15 protein-coding genes and 3 pseudogenes are annotated in these 18,296 nt (G+C 57.2%); 7 read left to right on the top strand and 11 right to left on the bottom strand.

Going from position 1 to position 18,296, the window contains the following annotated elements; all coding sequences use genetic code 11:
- On the bottom strand, positions 1-2,784 hold the full coding sequence (locus A3L02_RS03265) for a DEAD/DEAH box helicase (protein ID WP_088862604.1): 2,784 nt from the start codon (positions 2,782-2,784) through the stop codon (positions 1-3).
- Between the two features lie 85 nt (positions 2,785-2,869).
- Between A3L02_RS03265 and A3L02_RS03260 the strand changes: the two genes are divergently transcribed.
- On the top strand, positions 2,870-4,372 hold the full coding sequence (locus A3L02_RS03260) for an MFS transporter (RefSeq protein WP_088862603.1): 1,503 nt from the start codon (positions 2,870-2,872) through the stop codon (positions 4,370-4,372).
- Positions 4,373-4,402: 30 nt separating this feature from the next.
- Here A3L02_RS03260 and A3L02_RS03255 read toward each other — a convergent pair.
- From A3L02_RS03255 to A3L02_RS03235, 6 genes and pseudogenes are all read right to left on the bottom strand, one after another.
- Positions 4,403-5,065: pseudogene (locus tag A3L02_RS03255) on the bottom strand (iron-containing alcohol dehydrogenase); the annotation flags it as partial.
- Between the two features lie 12 nt (positions 5,066-5,077).
- Positions 5,078-6,245, bottom strand: a pseudogene (locus A3L02_RS03250) (RNA-guided endonuclease InsQ/TnpB family protein).
- Positions 6,235-6,408, bottom strand: a complete 174-nt coding sequence (locus A3L02_RS10175) for a hypothetical protein (RefSeq protein ID WP_157895711.1) — start codon at positions 6,406-6,408, stop codon at positions 6,235-6,237. Before A3L02_RS10175 ends, A3L02_RS03250 begins: the two are co-directional and overlap by 11 nt.
- Before the next feature lie 86 nt (positions 6,409-6,494).
- A pseudogene (locus tag A3L02_RS03245) lies at positions 6,495-6,962 on the bottom strand (iron-containing alcohol dehydrogenase); the annotation flags it as partial.
- Between the two features lie 18 nt (positions 6,963-6,980).
- Positions 6,981-8,273, bottom strand: a complete 1,293-nt coding sequence (locus A3L02_RS03240; protein WP_204247215.1) for an MFS transporter — start codon at positions 8,271-8,273, stop codon at positions 6,981-6,983.
- A gap of 64 nt (positions 8,274-8,337) precedes the next feature.
- On the bottom strand, positions 8,338-8,550 hold the full coding sequence (locus A3L02_RS03235; RefSeq protein WP_157895726.1) for a hypothetical protein: 213 nt from the start codon (positions 8,548-8,550) through the stop codon (positions 8,338-8,340).
- 194 nt (positions 8,551-8,744) lie between these two features.
- Here A3L02_RS03235 and A3L02_RS03230 point away from each other — a divergent pair, with 194 nt between their 5' ends.
- The 4 genes from A3L02_RS03230 to A3L02_RS03215 are packed head-to-tail and all read left to right on the top strand — an operon-like array spanning position 8,745 to position 12,758.
- Positions 8,745-9,749 carry a pyridoxal-phosphate dependent enzyme gene (locus A3L02_RS03230; RefSeq protein ID WP_237268652.1) on the top strand — a complete coding sequence of 335 codons (1,005 nt, stop codon included), beginning with the start codon at positions 8,745-8,747 and terminating at the stop codon, positions 9,747-9,749.
- Positions 9,742-10,827 carry a DUF1611 domain-containing protein gene (locus A3L02_RS03225; protein ID WP_088862600.1) on the top strand — a complete coding sequence of 362 codons (1,086 nt, stop codon included), beginning with the start codon at positions 9,742-9,744 and terminating at the stop codon, positions 10,825-10,827. Before A3L02_RS03230 ends, A3L02_RS03225 begins: the two co-directional genes overlap by 8 nt.
- Positions 10,799-12,250: a hypothetical protein gene (locus A3L02_RS03220; RefSeq protein ID WP_088862599.1), complete on the top strand. Its 1,452-nt coding sequence runs from the start codon at positions 10,799-10,801 to the stop codon at positions 12,248-12,250. Before A3L02_RS03225 ends, A3L02_RS03220 begins: the two co-directional genes overlap by 29 nt.
- The gene (locus tag A3L02_RS03215) at positions 12,231-12,758 is read left to right on the top strand and encodes a GNAT family N-acetyltransferase (RefSeq protein WP_088862598.1); all 528 of its coding nucleotides are present in this window, start codon (positions 12,231-12,233) and stop codon (positions 12,756-12,758) included. Before A3L02_RS03220 ends, A3L02_RS03215 begins: the two co-directional genes overlap by 20 nt.
- 8 nt (positions 12,759-12,766) lie before the next feature.
- Here the strand turns inward: A3L02_RS03215 and mtnA are convergent, their stop codons facing one another.
- The gene (gene mtnA, locus A3L02_RS03210) at positions 12,767-13,840 is read right to left on the bottom strand and encodes an S-methyl-5-thioribose-1-phosphate isomerase (protein ID WP_088862597.1); all 1,074 of its coding nucleotides are present in this window, start codon (positions 13,838-13,840) and stop codon (positions 12,767-12,769) included.
- 55 nt (positions 13,841-13,895) lie between these two features.
- Here mtnA and A3L02_RS03205 point away from each other — a divergent pair, with 55 nt between their 5' ends.
- Positions 13,896-14,438 (top strand): NTPase, encoded by a 543-nt coding sequence (locus tag A3L02_RS03205; RefSeq protein WP_088862596.1) that lies wholly within the window; start codon positions 13,896-13,898, stop codon positions 14,436-14,438.
- Here A3L02_RS03205 and A3L02_RS03200 read toward each other — a convergent pair.
- From A3L02_RS03200 to albA, 3 genes are all read right to left on the bottom strand, one after another.
- Positions 14,428-14,967, bottom strand: coding sequence for a CBS domain-containing protein (locus A3L02_RS03200; protein ID WP_088862595.1), 540 nt, complete (start codon positions 14,965-14,967; stop codon positions 14,428-14,430). The two genes, A3L02_RS03205 and A3L02_RS03200, sit on opposite strands and share 11 nt — an antisense overlap.
- A 49-nt stretch (positions 14,968-15,016) precedes the next feature.
- Complete coding sequence (locus tag A3L02_RS03195) at positions 15,017-15,664, bottom strand: ArsR/SmtB family transcription factor (protein WP_088862594.1); 648 nt, start codon at positions 15,662-15,664, stop codon at positions 15,017-15,019.
- Positions 15,665-15,778: 114 nt separating this feature from the next.
- Positions 15,779-16,054: a DNA-binding protein Alba gene (albA, locus tag A3L02_RS03190; RefSeq protein ID WP_054834012.1), complete on the bottom strand. Its 276-nt coding sequence runs from the start codon at positions 16,052-16,054 to the stop codon at positions 15,779-15,781.
- 192 nt (positions 16,055-16,246) lie between these two features.
- Between albA and purB the strand changes: the two genes are divergently transcribed.
- Entirely contained in the window at positions 16,247-17,602 is a 1,356-nt protein-coding gene (gene purB / locus A3L02_RS03185) for an adenylosuccinate lyase (protein ID WP_088862593.1), read from the top strand.
- Positions 17,603-18,296: the final 694 nt, after the last annotated feature.

Below are 18,296 nucleotides of genomic sequence, written 5' to 3'. Positions count from 1 at the left end.
TTACCCCCCGGCCCCTCCCTTTTCTCCTTCCGTCTCCTCCTTCCCGCCAACCCAGAACCGTCTCGTCCTTATGAACTGCCTCTCCCTCTCCATCAGGGCGACGAGCAGGGCGTCCCCCTTGTACTGCCCCAGGAGCCTCGCCGCCGTGTCCGGCCCGGTTCCATAACTTGCGAGGGCCAGAACCGCCTCGAACCCGTAGGTATCCACCAGGTCGGCGGCCTTCAACAGCTTCCTGTAGGTTCTCTCCTCCTTCCTCTCCAGCGGTTCACCGTGGCGAACCTTCTCGAGGACGGGCAGAAACCCCTCCGCGTCTATGGGATGGGCCACCGCCAGCATCTTCGAGCCGCACCGCGGACAGCGGCGGAGCTCCACGTTCCTCAGGCGCGCGACCTTCGTCTTCGAGTGCCAGCCGCAGTTGGTGCACACGAGAACGACCTCGTGGTCGAGCAACCTGTTCTTAAACAGCTCCAGAACCTCGTCCCTCTCAAGGACGCCCGAGAGCAGGAACTCTCCCCCAACGGTGGTGTTGAGTCTCGCCAGCTTCGATGGTTCCCTCCTCAGCTCGGTTCTCACCCTGAGGGAGCCCCGCTTGAGCATCTCGAGGACAAGCTGGGCCTTCCTCACGTCCACCCTGTCGTGGTAGAGCTCGTTCAGGGTTTCCCTCTCTATCACCGTTCCCTCGAAGAGCCTCTCCACCCGCCGTATCCTCGCGTCCCTCCTAAGGGCCCCGAAGCGCTTCGCCACGTTCAGCATCCGCCAGCGGTAGGCGTGCGAGTCCCTCATCGCGCGGGAGACCACGAACCCCAGACTCTCAGGTTCCGCGTAGAGGTAGCGCTTCACTTCCGTTGGGTTCAGCTGGAAGGGTGTCTTGAAGACCACGGCGTGGGCCCCCGCCCTGACCGAGAAGACCCTCCCGTAGCGGGAGATCAGGAAGGAGTGAACCAGCCTCCCGAGGGCCTCGTTGGCCCTGTTTCCGAAGTCAGCGTGGATAACGAGGGCCTTTGGCGTGCTCTCGATTACGATGTCCCTGTCGGTCGAGAAGGGTTCGCCCTTTATCTCCTCGAGGGCCTTCCTCAGTTCATCCTCTCGGAACTCGACACCGTCGAGGAGTTCTTTGGCCCTCTCGAAGTTGAAAGCCAGCTCCCTCTTCAGCCTGCCGACCTCGAGGGCCACGCCGAAGGGAACCGGGATCATCTCGCCCTCCCAGCTCGGTATCGCGCTCTCGAGGCTCCGGCTCTCGCGGACCTTCAGGAGCTTCGCCTCATCATCGATTTTAAGGACTATCCAGCTCTTCCCGCTCATGACGAAGTCCATGCCCTCCTCGAGATCCATCACGAAGCGCTCGTCGAGCCTCCCGACCACGTGCCCGCTCCCGGCGTCGAAAACGCGCCACGAAACCTCGTCCGGAATCGTCGAGAGGTTCTCGTAGTAGTACTTGAAGGCCCCCCTCCTGAGATAGAGAAGGCCGCTCTCCCCGTCGTAGCCCACCAGCCGCGCATCCTCGAGGATCCTCAGGGTGTCCGTGTAGTCCTCCCAGCTTAGGTTCCTGTAAACGTAGGCCCTCCTCGCCATCTCGTAGGGCTTCTCCCGGGGCAGGCGTTTATACTCGATCAGAAGGCCAACTATGAAGTGGGCCAGAACGTCGAGGCCCCCGACGGGCTCGACCGCCTCGAAGCGACCCTCGAGGGCGTGCTTCGCTATTACGAGGCTCTGGAGATAGTCCTCCACGTTGGAGGTTATGACGTACCCCTCGCTAACCTCGTTTATGCGGTGCCTCGCCCTCCCGACGCGCTGAACCAGGCGGTTAACCTGGCGGGGGCTCATGTACTGAATCACCACATCCACGTCGCCTATGTCTATCCCGAGCTCCATCGACGAGGTGCAGATGAGCGCCTGGATCTTGCCCTCCCTCAGGGCTTTCTCCGCCCTAACGCGCGCCTCCTTCGAGAGCGAGCCGTGGTGGACCTCCACGGGTTTTTCCCACGCCTTGAGGCGGTGGGCGAGGATCTCGGCGAACTGGCGCGTGTTCGTGAATATCAGGGCCTTCCCGTGCTCCTCGATTATCCCCCACAGGAGCCTCAAACGTGCCGCTATCTCGGGAGAGAGGCTCAGTTCCTCCCCGAGTTTCTCGTCTTCCTCCGTCGGGGAAGGGTAGAGCACGTGGAAGCGGTAGTTCTTCCTCCAGCCGGGCTTTACTATCGTGTCTGCACCGAGCCACTCCCTCACCTCGTCCTCGTTGCCGACGGTTGCCGTCATGCCTATCCGCCTGAAGTCGGCTATTTCCGCCAGGCGCTCGAGGTTCAGAAGAAGCTGGGCCCCCCGCTTGTTATCGACGAGCTCGGCTATCTCGTCGACTATAACGAACCTGACGTTCTCGAGGTGCTTCCTTAGGGATTTGACCGTCAGGATAACGCCGAGGGTCTCGGGGGTTATGATGAGCATCCGCGGCGGGTTCTTGGTCTGCTTTGCCTTCCTGTAGGCCGAGGTGTCGCCGTGCCTCACCTCGACGCTTATCCCCAACCTTTCCCCCCACCACTCGAGCCTCTCGAGCAGGTCCCTGTTCAGGGCCTTCAGGGGGGCTACGTAGAGGGCCGAGATGGGCTTGAGATCGCCCCTGAGGATCTCGTTGAAAACGGGCAGGACGGCCGCCTCTGTCTTTCCTGAGCCGGTGGGGGCTATTATCAGAACGCTCTTCCCCGAGCTAACCTCGCGGAAGGCCTTCATCTGAAGGTCGTTGAGCCTCCTGAAGCGCTCCCTGATGGTCTTCCTGAGGAGGGGGTGCATGGTGGAGAATGGGGGTGATGGTTTATAAGGCCAACCACCGTTAGGTTTATAAACGATATATCACTCGATATATTGGTGATTGAAAATGAAGGTTGAGAGAAAGGGTGAGACCTACGACATCGCCTACGCCAGGAGGGCTATGCTCGTGGTGGTCATCCTCCCGCTCCTCGTCATGTACACGGAGGCCATGCTAACTCCAGCTCTGCCGACGATACAGAGGGAGTTCGCGATAAACCCGAACGACGTCAGCTGGATCCTCACGATGTACCTCCTCGTCGGGACGGTGAGCGTCGCCATCTTCGGGAAGCTCGGCGACATGTACGGCAAGAAGAAGATGTTTCTGGTGGCCCTCGGCTTCTACACCCTCGGCGTCATCCTCAACGGCTTCGCGCCGAGCTTCGAGTGGCTTCTCCTCACCAGGGGCATCCAGGGCTTTGGAATGGCCATATTCCCGCTCGCCTTCAGCCTCGTCCGAGAGGAGTTCCCGCCCGAGATGGTCCCCGAGGTTCAGGGGATGATAAGCGCGATGTTCGGCGTCGGTATGGTTATAGCCCTCCCGCTCGGGGCCTACGTCACCGAGCACTGGGGCTGGCGCTGGACGTACCACTCCGCCGCCCCCTTCGCGGTGCTCATGTTCATCCTCGCCTGGGCGGTTTTGAGGGAGAGCCGCTACATCAACCCCGGAAAGCTCGACTGGCCCGGGGCCATCTTCCTCACCTGGGCGGTCGTCCCGGCCCTGGTTGCGGTGACGCGCGCCCCGAACGTCGGCTGGGGGGCTCGGGAGACGCTCGCACTCTTCGGGACCTCCATCGTTGGGGTTATAGCTCTCTACCTCTGGGAGAAGAGGGCCGAGAACCCGCTGATACCCATTTCCATAATCTCCTCCCGGAACCCGGCCATAGTGAACATAGGAATAATGTTCGCGGCCTTCGGCATCTCCATGATGAGCCAGGCGAACACCTACATCTTCCAGATGAAGCCGCCCTACGGGTTCGGCAAGACCATACTCCAGAGCGGCCTGCTGATGACCCCGATGGCCGCGGTCATGCTGGTCGTGGCCCCGCTGGGCGGCAGGTTGATGCCGAAGGTTGGCGCGAAACCCACCGCCATAACCGGCGCCATCATAGCGAGCTCCGGCCTCGCCCTCCTCGCGAAGTACGCCCCCGAGTTTCCACCCAACCACCTCTGGGCCTTCGTCGGCCTCATAACCTACGTGGGGGCGGGAATAACCCTCATGAACATCTCCCTCATAAACGTGCTCGTGTTCAGCGTCCCGCCGAGGTCCATGGGGGTTGCCACGGGCGCCAACAGCCTCTTCAGGAACTTCGGCTCGACCTGGGGCCCGGCCATAGCCGGAACAGTGATGAGCACCTACTACATCCTCTTCCACCCGCCGGGTGCCCCGAGCTGGGTTCAGATAAGGATACCCACCACGAAGGCCTACGAGGTGCTCTTTGGAACCTCCGCAGGAATCTACCTCTTCCTCGCCCTCCTCAGCCTGGCCATAGTCGAGGTCATGAAGGGCGGAAAAATACGCGAGGTCGAGAACGGGGGAGAAAAGGAGATAACCGTCGGGCCCGGCGAATGAGGTTCGCCCTTCGCCCGTTTCTTCCTTTCTTCACTCTCCCCTGTAAGCCCTCAGGTACAGCTCCCTTATCTCCTCGGGCGTCGGCTCGATCGGGTTGAAGGCGACGAGCCCGTCGCGGTAGGCCTTCTCCGCCATCGCCTCGACCCTCTCGGAGAAGGTTTCCTCATCCACCAGTTCGTTCAGCTTTGGAACGTTTAGCATCTCGTTGAGCTCCTTAACAACTTCGAGGAGGTCCTTTGCCGTCCGGAAGCCGAGCTCCCTCGCTATCTCCGCGTAGCGCCTCCTCGCGTAGTCGCTCCTCATGTTGAACTCCATGACGTAGGGGAGGAGTATCGCGTTCAGAAGGCCGTGAGGACCTATCCACGCCGCTTTATGGCTCATCGCGTGGCAGAGGCCGAGGCGGGCGTTGAGAAAGGCGATTCCGGCCATAGTGGCCGCGTAGTGAACCTTCGCCCTCGCCTCCCCGTCGCCTTTAACTGAAAGGGGAAGCCAGCGGTAGACTGTCTTTATCGCCCCAATCGCCATTGCATCACTGAATGGGCCGGCAACTTTGGTAGTGTAGGCCTCGATTCCATGGACGAGAACGTCCAGCCCCGAGTTCCTCGCGACCTCCGCCGGCATCGTTCTCGGGAGCCTCGGGTCGAGGATGGCTACGTCGGGCGCTATCTCCGGGGTAACTACGTTGTACTTGACGTCCCGTTCTGGTTAGCCGTAACTTTTGTAAACATCGTTACGGCCAACCTTCCACCCTCCCATCTTCATCGAGTGGCTTTCGGGGAACGGAAACTCCCCACATCTTCAAGGCTTTTAAACGAACATTCCACGAACCAACAACGTCCCTATCCGCCTCAAAACCGCACTCACACTTCACCCGCCGGTACCCATTCGGGCTTAACTTTCCCCCACATACCGGGCACCGGGAAGAAGTGTAAGCCGGGTCAACAAAAACAACACTCACACCCCTCAACTTCGCCTTGTACTCGATGATCGACTGCAACTTTCGAAAACTCCAGCGGTGAAGCCTCCCGTTCATTTCAGCCGAATACCTTATCGAATCCCGAATGTTCGTCAAGTCCTCCAAAGCTATCCCACCGTATTCTTCCGCCAGCTCGACGATCTTATTAGCCACCTTGTGATAAAGGTCATTCAGCCGGTTCTTTTCTCTTCCCCCATACTTCTCGAGGAGTTTCTCCCGCCTCTTTCCAGCCTTCAGCTTCCTCTGAATCCTCCTCCTCTTCACGTAATAACCCGTCCTAACTTCCCGCTCGTGAGTGATGATTTGCACGAATTCACCATCTGGAAGGCTTAAGGTTACGTTGTTCTCGTTCAGGTCAACGCCGACGAAAGACTTTGGTTCCTGAACTTCAACTTCCGTGGAGAAGACAACGTTCACGAAGACGCCTTTTGGGGTTTTAACCAACCAGGCCTGCCCAACCTTCCAGCCCCGGAACTTCTCGTGGTACCTTGCGGGATAAAACTCCAGCGAAATCCTCCCGTTAGGAGTGGAGAGTTTTATTATCTTTCCGTCGAGGTCGAGCTTGAAGAGATGGTCGTCCAGCATTATGACTTCCTTCCTGAAGACTGGCCTCCCCTTTGCCTTTCCCTTCTTCTTCCTCTTCCTGTAACTCTTGTAAATCCACGCGGCCATCTGGCAGGCCGTGTAGAGGTAGTGGCTTGGTAGTTCCGGGTACTCTTTGCGAAGGCTTTTGTACGTTTCTTTTTTCAGCCTGTAGAAGCTTGTGATGTTGTTCTCGTGAGCGTAAGCGATGAGGGTGTTCACTATTTCACGGTAAGTCTGGATGAGGTTGTCTAACCCGTTTGGAGGGTTTTTGAGCTTGAATTTTGCGGCGAGTTTTATCGTTTCATTCGGCATTTTCGAGTTCCTTTCTTGTTTTCTTAATCCAATCTTTTATCGCTTCCTCAACTGCAATGCTTAGGACTCCCCTCTTGTTCCCATAGCGTTCTTTGGCCAGCCTTTTGAATTCTTCAAGCGTCTCACTGTCGATGACAAAAGTCGCTTTAGGCATTACTAACACCCGTCAAGGGAATACTAAGTTGTAGTATTTAAACCTTGCGGTGATGAAAGACAACAAAAGTTACGAAAACCACCAACCAAGAAACAGCCCTTCTTCAGCACGCTCGCGGCGGACACCTCGCTCCCAGCCCCGCTGGTCGAGGGTATGGCTATCAGCCCCGTCCTCAGCTTCGGGACGGGCTCCGGCTTCGAGAACCTGTCGATGAACGCTATCCTCTCAAACTCCAGTTCCGGGGCGTCGTAGAAGACCTTCAGGGCCTTAGCCGTGTCGATGACGCTTCCACCACCCATGGCCACGAGCAGGTCTGGCTCGAATTCGCGCACCTTGGGCAGGAACTCCTCTATGACCTCGACTCTCGGCTCCGCCGGGAGACCGGCTATCGAGAGGACCTCGGCGCCCGCATCCTCCACGTAGTCCTCGGCCTCGCTCAGGAAACCGTGCCTCTTCATTGAGCTGTTGGAGAGTATGAGAACGCGCTCGTGTCCTTCGGCCTCCCGGGAGAGCTGGCTCAGGCTCCCCTCCCCCTCAACGAGCCTCGTCTTCAGCCAGAACATTCACGTCACCACCTAAAGTTACTCCCCCTGACTTTTAACCTTCTCGCAGAGGAGTGGGACTATCGAGAGTACGATGAGCAGGGAAGCCAGGGAAAATTCCGCGGAGAACCCGAGGGATTGGGTTACGAAGCCGCTGGCGAAGTTCCCGAGGATTGCACCCACCGAACTGACCATGTTGTAGGTTCCTATGAGGGCACCCCTCTCCTTTGGTTTTGCCTCGCGCGATATAATGGACGTGGTGGATATCCCTATGAAGGCCCAGGTGTATCCCGCGAGCAGGTAGGAAAGGAAGGTGAGAACTCCGAACATCGAATCCAGATGTATGGCCAGGGGCACGAGGGCGAAGGCAAGGGCACGTAATAGGAGGCCCCTGATGAGAACCCCGTAGCCGCTCCCGTTTCTCAGCTTTTTTCCAACCCTCGTGTACATGAACGCCGAGACGGCGGAGTTGCCGATGCTCATCAGGTAAATCCCGGAGGTGGTGAATCCCCTTGCCTTCAGCAGAACGGGAAACTGGGTGAAGTAGAGCATCGCGCCCACCCAGAAGAGCAGGGATGAAAGGTACAGGGCCCCAAAGCCACCCGTGGAAAAGCGCGGGAGGTGGGTTATCATGTTTGGGATGTAGCGGAACTTCTCCACCACGTAGCCGGTGTAAACACCGAGTTTTTCCCTGCTGAGGTGGAGGGGAACCTCCCTGATGGTGTGGAGTCCGTAAGGAACCGAGAGCAATCCGATTACCCCGAGAAAGACGAATATCCCTCTTAGACTCAGGAACTGGCCGAGGAGAAGGCCTGTCACCATTCCCCCAACCCACGCCCATCCACTTATCTCGTTGAAGCGCCCTATCGCCCAGTCCCAGTCCTCAAGACGAAACGCCTTCGTGATGATTAGGATGGGTAGTGGAATCGTCGCCGCTATGAAAAAGGTGTACACCGCGTTGATGGCCATTACCTGATACACACTTCTGGCGAGGGGGAACAGAAGGGTTGAGATTGCCGTCCCCAGGAAACCTGCTATGAGAAACACCTTCCTCCTGTTGAGTTTATCGCTGAGTTTCCCCCAGAAGAGACCGCCGAGCATTGAAGCCGTACTTCCAATGGCGTTTACGATTCCAACGTCGGACGGACCGCCACCGAGGGCCATCGTGAGCAGGGGTATCAGCGGAGCGGCTCCGCCCGTTGATACCTTGAAGGGGATGAACGAATAGAACCACCTGGCGGAATCGGGCCTACGGCGCATCTGCTTGGCCTTTTCGATGCTCTTCAACGCCGCCCTCTCTCTTTTCCGGGGATGTCCCCTCAAGTCCTCCATCCTCCGCGGGTGTCATGAGTAAAGAAGGGGAGAAATGACCATGAAAAAATCGGGGGAAGAGAAATCACTCCTCGTCATCATCCACGTCCCAGTCTTCCTCGTCCTCGTCGGGGATCCATTCCTCGTCTTCCTCTATGTCCCACCCTTCCTCCTCTTCCCACTCTTCGTCTTCCTCGTAGGCCACCTCAACTTCGCTGAGTGGGTCGAACTCCTCCTCAAGTTCCTCTTCCTCCCCGACTTTGGGGTGTACCTTCTTCTTCGGTGGGTACATCTCCATCACCTGCCCCCTTCTGGGGCGCCCTATGGTCGAATAATAGTTTAAAAACTTTTCTTTTCCATTTTCGCGGCAATAATTAGGTTGTCTAAAAAATTTATGGGCTGAAAAAATAGTTAGGCCGAAAAAACGTCTTTAGAGACAGGCTAAGCAGTTCTCGCGATAGAAAGGTTTATATACCTTTGCCCAAGTTGACAATGCCCCATTCCAAATATTGGGGGAAGAAGGCAATGGAAACCGTGAAAACTATCCGGACTGTCGAGTATAGGTCCAAAAAAGGCCTCTACGCTGAGGGCTCTGAGGCCGATGAGCCCCCGGGTGGCCTTGGAAAGCTCTTCCGTGTTCCCATCCTCGAGGACCTCCTCGGGGTGGGGGAGATCTACGTTGATTACGAAGGGGGGAACCCAACCGGAACCCACAAGGACAGGATCGCGAGGGCCCACGTTGAGAAGGCCCTTGAGGAAGGTTTCTCCGGGATAACCGTCGGCACCTGCGGGAACTATGGCGCGTCCATCGCTTACCACGCGGCGATTCACGGGTTAAGGGCTGTGGTATTCGTTCCCGCGGGCTACACCAACGCGAGGCTTCCAGAAATGAGGTCCCTCGGTGCCGAAGTCGTCGAGGTTCCCGGAAGCTACGAGGACGCGGTTGAGGCGAGCAGGCACTTCGCCCTTCTTACCGGCTTCTACGACGCCAACCCCGGAAGCAACAGGGAAGTCGACTTCAAAGCCTACTCCGACATGGCGGTCGGGATAGCGTCCCGGGTGAGGCCGACGGCGGTTTTCGTACCCCTCGGCAACGGAACGACCCTGAGTGGGCTCTGGAAGGGCTTCAGGGGACTGGGAATCACACCGACCATGGTGGGGGTGACCACGGCCTTTGGAAACGAGATCCTGAGGAGGTTCTACGGCGAATCGGAGGGGGACTTCGCCGAGACGGTCTTCAACGAGCCTCTCGTTTCGGAGAGGTCCTTCGATGCCGAGGAAGCCCTCGAGGCCATTAAGGAATCCCGCGGCTACGTCTTTGGCTTCCCCGATGACGTGGCGTTGAGATACACCGAGTTGCTCCGTTCGACCGCAGGGATTAATCCGCTTCCAGCCTCGGCCCTGGTTCTGGCAGGACTGGTGAAGTTCGTCCGGAAGTTCGGTATCACGGATGGAAGGTTCGTCCTCGTCGTTACAGGGGGTGTTCACGTTGGATGAGGCCCTTATCCTCGCAGAGGGCCGTTACAAAACCTCCGACGGAAAGACCGCCCACGGCCTCGTCCGCTACTCGAAGAGATTCAGGATAGTTGGTGTCATAGACTCGACGCTCGCGGGTCTCGACGCCGGGGAGGTCCTCGACGGGAGAAGGAGGGGCATACCGATTTACGCCACCCTCGAGGAGGCCCTCTCGGAGAACCCCAACGCGAAGTGGCTCATAATAGGTGTTGCAACGCCGGGCGGAAAACTTCCCGATGACTACAAGGAAACGGTGGTCGAGGCGATAAGGAACGGTCTCGGCGTTGTGAACGGACTCCACCACTTCCTCAGCGACGATCCCTACCTGAAACACCTCGCGAGGCGCTACGGCGTTGGGATAATCGACGTCCGCAAGATCTTCTACAACACGAGGATCCCTTTCACGGGCAGGATAAACGACGTAAAAGCGATCAAGGTCGCGGTTCTCGGCACGGACGCGGCCATCGGCAAGAGAACCGTCGCCATAATGCTCCACGAGTCCTTCAGGAGGCTCGGCCTGAGGAGCGTCTTCATAGCCATGGGCCAGACGGGTTGGATGCAGGGCTTCAAGTACGCGATAGTGACGGACTCGATAATAGACGACTTCGTTTCCGGTGCCATAGAGGACGTCTTTTACAGGGCATGGGTCGAGGAAAGACCCGATGTTATAGTGACCCACGGTGAGGGCTCGCTCCTCCATCCGGCGTTTCCGGGCGGTTTCGACCTTATGGCCGCGGCGAGACCGGACTTCGTGGTCCTCCAGCACGCCCCCGCGAGAAAAGCTTTCGACGACTTCCCGGACTTTCCGATTCCACCGCTCGAGACCTACGTAGAGCTCATCCAGCTCCTGAGCGGTAAAAAACCCGTTGCGATAACCATAAACTCCGAGGGGCTCAGCGACGAGGATGCCCTCGAGTGGGCCGGCAGGATAGAGGCCGAAACTGGGATAATGACCCGCGTTCCCTTCCTTCAGGGACTCGATGACGTTGCAAAGCGGATAGCGCTCCTATCCAGGGTGGAGGTGAAGGGCATTGAGCCTTCCAGAGCTGAGGTGCTTTGACTATCTCCTCATCGAACGCCCGAAAATTTCATCGAGGAGGATCTCGGCCCGCTACGTCCTCGGAATCGATGGAGAAGAACGCGCCTACAAGCTAATGCATACCTACGAGGAGAGAATTCCGAGGATTGAAGCGTTCGCGAAGCTGATGAGCATCGTCCCGGCGATAAACTACGGCCTCTTCACCCCGGAGATAAGGTTCGACTTCACCCTCGACCCGCGTGACATGAGGTTCTTCCGCGACATGATGGAGGTGACGGCTAAGGACATCTTCGTTAACAGGATCGCGAACCCGAGCGAGTTCGTAAGGCCCGAGGTTGTGCCAAAGAGCTTAAGTCCCGGGATGGCCGAGCCGATGGCGGAGCTCGTCCCCCTCGGGGTTGAGGAGGAGGGGCTCGATCTTGAGCCAGACCCTTCAAGCTCCGCCGTCATGCTGAGCGGCGGGAAGGAGAGCCTCTTAACCTACGGGCTCATGAAGGAGCTCGGCAATGATGTCTATCCCCTCTTCTACAACGAGTCAGGCGCCCACTGGCACGTGGCGATTCCTGCCTACAGATGGTTCAAAGAGAACGAACCGAACACTAAAAGGGTCTGGAGCAACGTGGACAGGCTCTACAGCTTCATAGAGCGCAACATGAGGATCCTCAGGGGGGTTGGGAAGCGGAAGTCGGAGGTCTATCCTATAAGGCTCTTCTTCTTTGAGGGGTACGCCTTCGCCTTCCTGCCTCTGATCTACAAGTACGGCATCGGAAACGTCCTCTTCGGCAACGAGTACGACGATCCCAGGGGGTACGCTCCGTTCCACGGGATAGAGCACTACAACGCCACCTACGACCAGAGCCAGGACTTCGAGAAGTACATGACCCGGTGGTTCAACGAGAGGGGACTCAAAGTCAGGCAGTGGTCCGCCGTCAGGCCCCTGACAGGCCTAATAGTCGAGAGGATCCTCCATGACCGCTACCCCCATCTCTTCCGCCTCCAGAGGAGCTGCCACTCCGTCCATAAAGAGGGAGATGATTACCTGCCATGCGGGACCTGCTTCAAGTGCAATGGGATCATGACCTTCCTCCTCGCCAACGGGATAGACCTGGGGCTCATAGGTTACAGGGACTGGCACGTGTCAACCCTGCCCGATAGGCTGAGGAAGGGACTCGTCCGCCTCGACAGGGATGAACTTGAGCACTCGCTCCACCTCATAAAGCGCAACTTCCCCGAATTTCCGCTCAAGGGAAAGCCCCACTGGCACGTCGAGATGATCCACTTCGATGGGAAGAACTCCCACATCGATAACGTTCCCCCGCGGTTCAGGGGAGCACTCTACTCTATCTTCGAGGGGTACACGAAGGGTTACGTCTACCTGAAGGGTGATAGGTGGATCAGGATAACGCGCGAGGAGGCACTGGGGGATGTTCCGCCGGAGTTATAAGAATCGACTTCCCCCCGTTGAGGAGACCGCGAGGGACTTCAGGGTGGTTGACGGTGAGCCTTACCTCGATGAGATATTCGAACACGACAGGGATATCAGCAGGGGCTTCGCCCGGAGTGAGCTCACGGAGGAGGAATACAAAGCGGCCTACTCGCGGGTGGTGAACAACCTCTTCTCCTTTGGGGTTCACAAGTTCTTCGTCGCCGTCGACCGGTACGACCGCTACCTCGGCCACGTGTGGGTTCGCATCACCGAGGACGCGGTTGACTTCGTGCCGACTGCCTACGTCCTCGACATAGAGACCCTGGTACAGGGGGTCGGAATAGGATCTGCCCTCCTCGAACGGGCGGAGGAGTGGGCGAGGTTGGAGGGCGCCAGAAAGGTCTCCCTGCGTGTGGAACTCGGCAACCCGTTTCTCACGTGGTACCTGAAGAGAGGGTACCGGAAGAGGGCATTAATCCTTGAAAAACCCCTGCAGGCTCGGGAAAAAGACTCGCAGGGAAAATGAAAAAAGGTTCATTCCTCCCCTTTGAAAAGCCTCCTCAGGTTCCTCTCGAAGGGCGGGTAAACCACGCCCCTGTCAGTTATTATCCCCGTCAGGTACCTATGCGGCGTGACGTCGAAGGCAGGGTTGTAGACGTCGACGTCCGGGGCGATCCTGCACCCTCCGCAGGTTAAAACTTCCTCTCTACTCCTCTCCTCGATGGGTATCTCCTTCCCGCTCCTGAGCGAGAGGTCGATGGTGGAGAGCGGCGCAACGGTGAAGAACGGAATCCCGTGCTCCTTAGCGAGAACCGCGAGGCTGTACGTCCCTATCTTGTTGGCGAAGTCCCCGTTGGCCACTATCCTGTCGGCGCCGACTATTATCGCGTCAACTTTCCCTCCCTGCATAACGAAGCCGGCCGCGTTATCTGCTATCAGCTTGAGCGGTATCCCGTCGTAGTCGTACTCCCAGGCTGACAGTCGGGCACCCTGGAGAACGGGCCTCGTCTCGTCCACCCACAGAAGTTTCAGGTTCCCGTCCCTGTGCATCACCCTGAGGACCGCGCCGACCGTTCCGAGCTGAACCGTCGCCAGGCTTCCGGCGTTGCAGTGGGTGAGGACGTTCCCCGCGGGCAGGGCCTCGGCGCCGTAGTGGCCCATCCGCAGGTTAGCCTCGACGTCCTCGTCCGCTATCCTCCTCGCCTCCTCGACGATTAGCCCCTTGATTTCCTCGAGGGGGCTCTCAAGGTTCTCCTCGACGAGTCTCTTTATTCGGTTGAGGGCCCAGAAGAGGTTCACGGCCGTGGGGCGGGTGTTCTTCAGCCTCTCGTAGGCGGAGTAAAAGCCGTCCATGAATTCGTCCTTCGTCCTCGCCTTGGTGGTGTCCGCGTAAAGGGCCAGTCCAAAGGCCGCGGCGGCGCCTATTGCCGGGGCACCGCGAACCTTCATCGTGACTATCGCTTCCGCCACCCCGTCGACCGTTCTCAGCTCAATCGTCTTGAACTCCGCGGGGAGTAACGTCTGGTCTATCATGATGACCTTCCCTTTCTCGTATTCCACGCTCCTCGGGAGCCTCGTCAGCTCCTCCGGCCTGTACCTTACCTCCATCATGATCACCCCAAAGGGTTTAAGGGAGGAACTTAAATCTCCTTCGGTGGTTGAGATGACGCTGAGAATATTCGTTACGGGTCCGCCGGGCGTTGGAAAGACGACGCTCGTGGAGCGGGTCGCTAAAGAAGCCGACCGCTGGGGTTACCTCGTCGGCGGCATGATAACCCGGGAGGTTAGACGGAACGGAAGGCGCGTGGGTTTTAAAATCACCGCCCTCGACACGGGAGAAGAGGGAACCCTCGCCAGCCTCAGGGGGACCTCCCGCCTTCCGGGTGTTCCCTTCGGGAGGTACATCGTCCACGTGGACGAGCTCGAGCGCGTGGGCCTCTCCGCGATAAGGCGGGCGCTGACGGAGGCCGATCTGATAGTCGTAGACGAAATCGGCCCGATGGAGTACGGGAGTGACGAATTCGTCAGGACAATCGGCGAGGTCCTGAAGTCGGAGAAGCCCCTCCTGGCGGTCGTCCACAGGAGGTTCGTCGACAGGTTCAGGCCGCTGGGAAAGCTCCACACGCTGAGCCTCGCGAACAGGAACGCGGAGTTTGGAATAATCCTGGATGAGATAATGAGGGAACTAAAAGGGATCAGAGGTTGAGATCATCCTTACAGCTCTCGCACACCCACTTCTCCTCGCCGCCTATGTAAACCCGGTAGAGAGGCCCGTACTGGCCGCAGAGCTCGCAGATGCCGTAGACCTCCGTCTCTTCGGCCTCTTCCTCGCCCACCTCCTCCTCGCTGTTGTAGGCGTTGAACGCCGCGAGGAGGTCGGCCGCAGTGACGAAGCCTATCGGCTTTCCGAGTCTCGTAACGAGGAGCCTCCTGATGCCCTTGTCCATCATCTTGTCTATCGCGTCCTGGACGTCGTAATCGTCCTCTATCGTTACGGGGTTCTTCGTCATGACCTTCTCAACCTTAACGGTCTTTGGATCGCGCCCCTTTGCGACGACCTTGTCGAGTATATCGCGGTCCGTGATTATTCCGACTATCTCGTCGTCCTTAACGACGACCGCACTCCCAACCTTGTTCCTCGAGAGGATCCTGGCGACCCTGTGGACGGTGTCGTCCGGTTTGACGATGATTGCCTTCCTCTTAACCACTTGTCCCACGGCTATCCTGGGTGCCATGTTATCACCTCTGCAGCGGGGGTTGGGAAGGAAACTTAAAAAGCTTTTCTCAGGAACGGCGCCTCAGGAGGTACGAGGCGAGGAGAAACGTTAAGATAAACGCCGCAACGGCAAGGACCGCTGGAAGGGCCGAACCACTGGAGGCTGGGGTGGTGGATGTTGCGTTTGTTGCAGTTTGAACGGCCGCCGTGCTGGTGTTGGTTGCTATGAAAGGCATCCTCTCCGGCGTGGACATCACGCTCACGTTGCCCCCCTTGTAAGTGGCGTTTGCACCGGAGATTCCAACCGGAGTCAGCACCTTCTTCGAGGCCGCGTACACCATCGCGGAGATAAGCCCCGCTAAGCCGAGGCTGATAACGTGGAGCATCTCGAGGCCAGGTATCGCCTTCTTCCGAACGCTGTGGACGCTCTTCCTTGGAACCAGGAGGATGGGCTTGTTGGACGCCCGATAGAGCTTGACCTCCTGCAGTCTCTTCCCGTACTTCTTCCCCGCCACCTCGACGAGTCCGACCTTGAGCATCTTATCGATGTGGTACGAAACGGTGGAGATCGGGAGGTTGAGCTCCCTCGAGATCTCGCTTATCGAGAGGGCCCGGTCTTCCACGAGGTGAAGAATAGCTATCGCCTTCTCGTTCATAAGAATCTGGGCCAGTTCCTTTGCCTTCTCATCGTGGATGTCTATGGTGTTATGCTCCAAACAACGCCACCCAAAGCAGAATAGGGCCCGGATATATTAAAGCTTTCCACGGCTTTAACTTCATTTGAAGTTATGGTATGAGTGGGTGAGAGTAAAAGGAAAGGAAGCTCAAACTCACGGCTTCTCAAGGATGATCTCGATGGTCGAGGTGTTGGCGGTTCTGCCGTCGGCGGTCGGGAGCTCCTCGGTGCCGATCTTGATCTCCTTGACCCTGACCTCTGGGAGGAACCTGTTCCTGACGATCTCGGCGACATCGACGGCCCTGCTGATGGCCCTACCGCGAGCCTTGACGCTGACCTCCTTAGCGCCCTCGTTGAACTGTGTTATCACGGCGAGGACGTAGTTCATAACCGGCTTCTTTCCAACGTAGACGACGTGCTCCTCAGCCATTTCTGGCACCTCCGGAAGTTTTGTCGTTAGGCTATCGTGGTGTTTCGGTTAAATACTTTTCGGTATTCTCTTAGCGTTATTGGACAATCCTGTGGCCTCGAAGGATTGATCGAATGTTCGTTCATGCTCCGACAAATCTCTGTCAACCAAAAGATTTTAAGAGTCAAAAATTGCCATAAGGATGGTGATAAGATGGCCGTTCACCCGATTGACTACCGTTATGGGAGCGAGGAGATGAGGCGGATATGGGACGAGGAGAACAAGCTCCAGAAACTCCTGGACGTTGAGGCCGCGCTCGCGAGGGCACACGCGAGGGTCGGCAACATCCCCGAGGAGAGCGCGAGGGTCATAAGCGAGAGGGCCAGCACCGAATGGGTCAGGCCCGAGCGGGTCAAAGAGATAGAGGCCGAGATACACCACGATATAATGGCCGTCGTTAAGGCCCTGAGCGAGGTCTGCGGCGAGCACGGAAAGTACGTTCACCTCGGCGCCACTTCCAACGACATAATCGACACGGCCAACGCCCTTCTCATAAGGGAGAGTTTGAACATAGTGAAGAGGGACCTCGGGGAGATAATCTCGATCCTCAAAAGGCTCGCGGAGGAGCACAAGTACACCGTGTGCATAGGGAGAACCCACGGCCAGCACGCTGTTCCGACGACATACGGAATGAAGTTCGCGGTGTGGCTCGACGAGATGGGGAGGCACCTTGACAGGATAGGGGAACTGGAAGAAAGGGTTCTGGTTGGCCAGATGAGCGGGGCCGTCGGAACCATGGCGAGCTTCGGGGAGAAGGGCCTCGAGATACAGCGCCTCGTCATGGGGGACCTCGGCCTGAAGCCCGCGGTTATAAGCACCCAGATAATCCAGCGCGACGTCTACGCGGAGCTCATAATGGTCCTCGCGCTGATCGCCTCGACCCTCGACAAGATCGCTCTGGAGATAAGGAACCTCCAGAGGACGGAGATACTCGAGGTCAGCGAGCCCTTTGGCAGGAGGCAGGTCGGTTCGTCGACGATGCCGCACAAGAGGAACCCCGTAAGGAGCGAAAAGGTGAGCGGTCTGGCGAGGGTTCTTTACTCGAACGTGATCCCAGCCCTGCTCAACAACCCCCTCTGGCACGAGAGGGACCTCACTAACTCCTCCGTTGAGCGGGTAATCCTTCCCGAGAGCTTCGTTCTCTTAGATGAGATACTCAAGAGCATCAAGAAGGTTCTCTCCGGCCTGGAGTTCTTCCCTGAGAACATCAAGAAGAACCTATACCTGACCAACAACCTGATAATGGCCGAACCCCTGATGCTGAAGCTGGCCGAAAAGGGCATGGGGCGGCAGGATGCCCACGAACTCGTCAGACAGCTGGCGATGAAGGCTTTTGAGGAGGGAAGGGACCTAATAGAAGTTGCAAAGGAGAGTGAAGAGGTTAAGAAGTTCCTCAATGAGGAGGACTTTGAGGGTCTGAAGCCCGAGAACTACATAGGCCTCGCGCCACGGATAGTCGAAAATGTAATAGCGCGAATAGAGGAGAAAGAGTGGAAAGAAGGTTTTTAATCTCTTTTCTCTCTATTTGGGGCATTTTCCATCCCTTTTAGATTTTAGGTGGTAAGATGTCGGCTGACTCTCAAATTTTTCGGTGATTTGTTACGTGTTAGATTAGTTATTAGTTAAATGGATTTTATTAGTTATTTTATTAAGATTTAACATATTCATTTTATTGAGAATTAAAGATGGGTTATAAAATACGTATTAAAAGATTAAATTTTTGCTATTTCTAACTATCAACAAGAGTATTATCCCGACTAAGTGTGTAGAAACGTTCAGGTTAAACAACGGGACCTGGAAACAAGGCATGGTGAATCAATGCCCCGGGAAGCCTCCCAAAACCGAGGGGTGGAAGTCATCCACTATGGAATATAAACTTTCAGAATACAGTGGCCAGAACGGTTGCCTCGCGATGCTGTTCCTTTGTATGAAGTCCCTAAAGGGCCGTACCGATGTTGTCGACCGGTTTCTCAGAGCGCCAAAAGTTTGTTCCGAGATCGGGCTTTCATGGGACAAAATTTGATTACAATCAAAGGTGGTATATATACGGGTCGGGATCTTGAAGGAAGATCCTGTTAACCCCCTGCGGGGATGGATCTTAGGGCTGCCCTGTAAGCGTATAGCCTCTGGATACCTTCCGGCCTTTGGCCCGTCATTGTGAGTGATGGCCGGTTAGCGGTGATTTAGTGGCATCTGGGATGAG

This window comes from Thermococcus celer Vu 13 = JCM 8558, assembly GCF_002214365.1.
Classification (GTDB): domain Archaea; phylum Methanobacteriota_B; class Thermococci; order Thermococcales; family Thermococcaceae; genus Thermococcus; species Thermococcus celer.
The sequence above is the reverse complement of the archived record's forward strand: the minus strand, read 5'-3'. Positions and strand labels throughout refer to the sequence as shown.

What these genes read in the sequence shown, in the direction of transcription:
- A3L02_RS03265 (WP_088862604.1), bottom strand. Translation starts at nt 2,784, where the DNA reads ATGCACCCCCTCCTCAGGAAGACCATCAGGGAGCGCTTCAGGAGGCTC.
- A3L02_RS03260 (WP_088862603.1), top strand. Translation starts at nt 2,870, where the DNA reads ATGAAGGTTGAGAGAAAGGGTGAGACCTACGACATCGCCTACGCCAGG.
- A3L02_RS03240 (WP_204247215.1), bottom strand. Translation starts at nt 8,273, where the DNA reads ATGGAGGACTTGAGGGGACATCCCCGGAAAAGAGAGAGGGCGGCGTTG.
- A3L02_RS03235 (WP_157895726.1), bottom strand. Translation starts at nt 8,550, where the DNA reads ATGGAGATGTACCCACCGAAGAAGAAGGTACACCCCAAAGTCGGGGAG.
- A3L02_RS03230 (WP_237268652.1), top strand. Translation starts at nt 8,745, where the DNA reads ATGCCCCATTCCAAATATTGGGGGAAGAAGGCAATGGAAACCGTGAAA.
- A3L02_RS03215 (WP_088862598.1), top strand. Translation starts at nt 12,231, where the DNA reads ATGTTCCGCCGGAGTTATAAGAATCGACTTCCCCCCGTTGAGGAGACC.
- mtnA (WP_088862597.1), bottom strand. Translation starts at nt 13,840, where the DNA reads ATGGAGGTAAGGTACAGGCCGGAGGAGCTGACGAGGCTCCCGAGGAGC.
- A3L02_RS03205 (WP_088862596.1), top strand. Translation starts at nt 13,896, where the DNA reads ATGACGCTGAGAATATTCGTTACGGGTCCGCCGGGCGTTGGAAAGACG.
- A3L02_RS03200 (WP_088862595.1), bottom strand. Translation starts at nt 14,967, where the DNA reads ATGGCACCCAGGATAGCCGTGGGACAAGTGGTTAAGAGGAAGGCAATC.
- albA (WP_054834012.1), bottom strand. Translation starts at nt 16,054, where the DNA reads ATGGCTGAGGAGCACGTCGTCTACGTTGGAAAGAAGCCGGTTATGAAC.
- purB (WP_088862593.1), top strand. Translation starts at nt 16,247, where the DNA reads ATGGCCGTTCACCCGATTGACTACCGTTATGGGAGCGAGGAGATGAGG.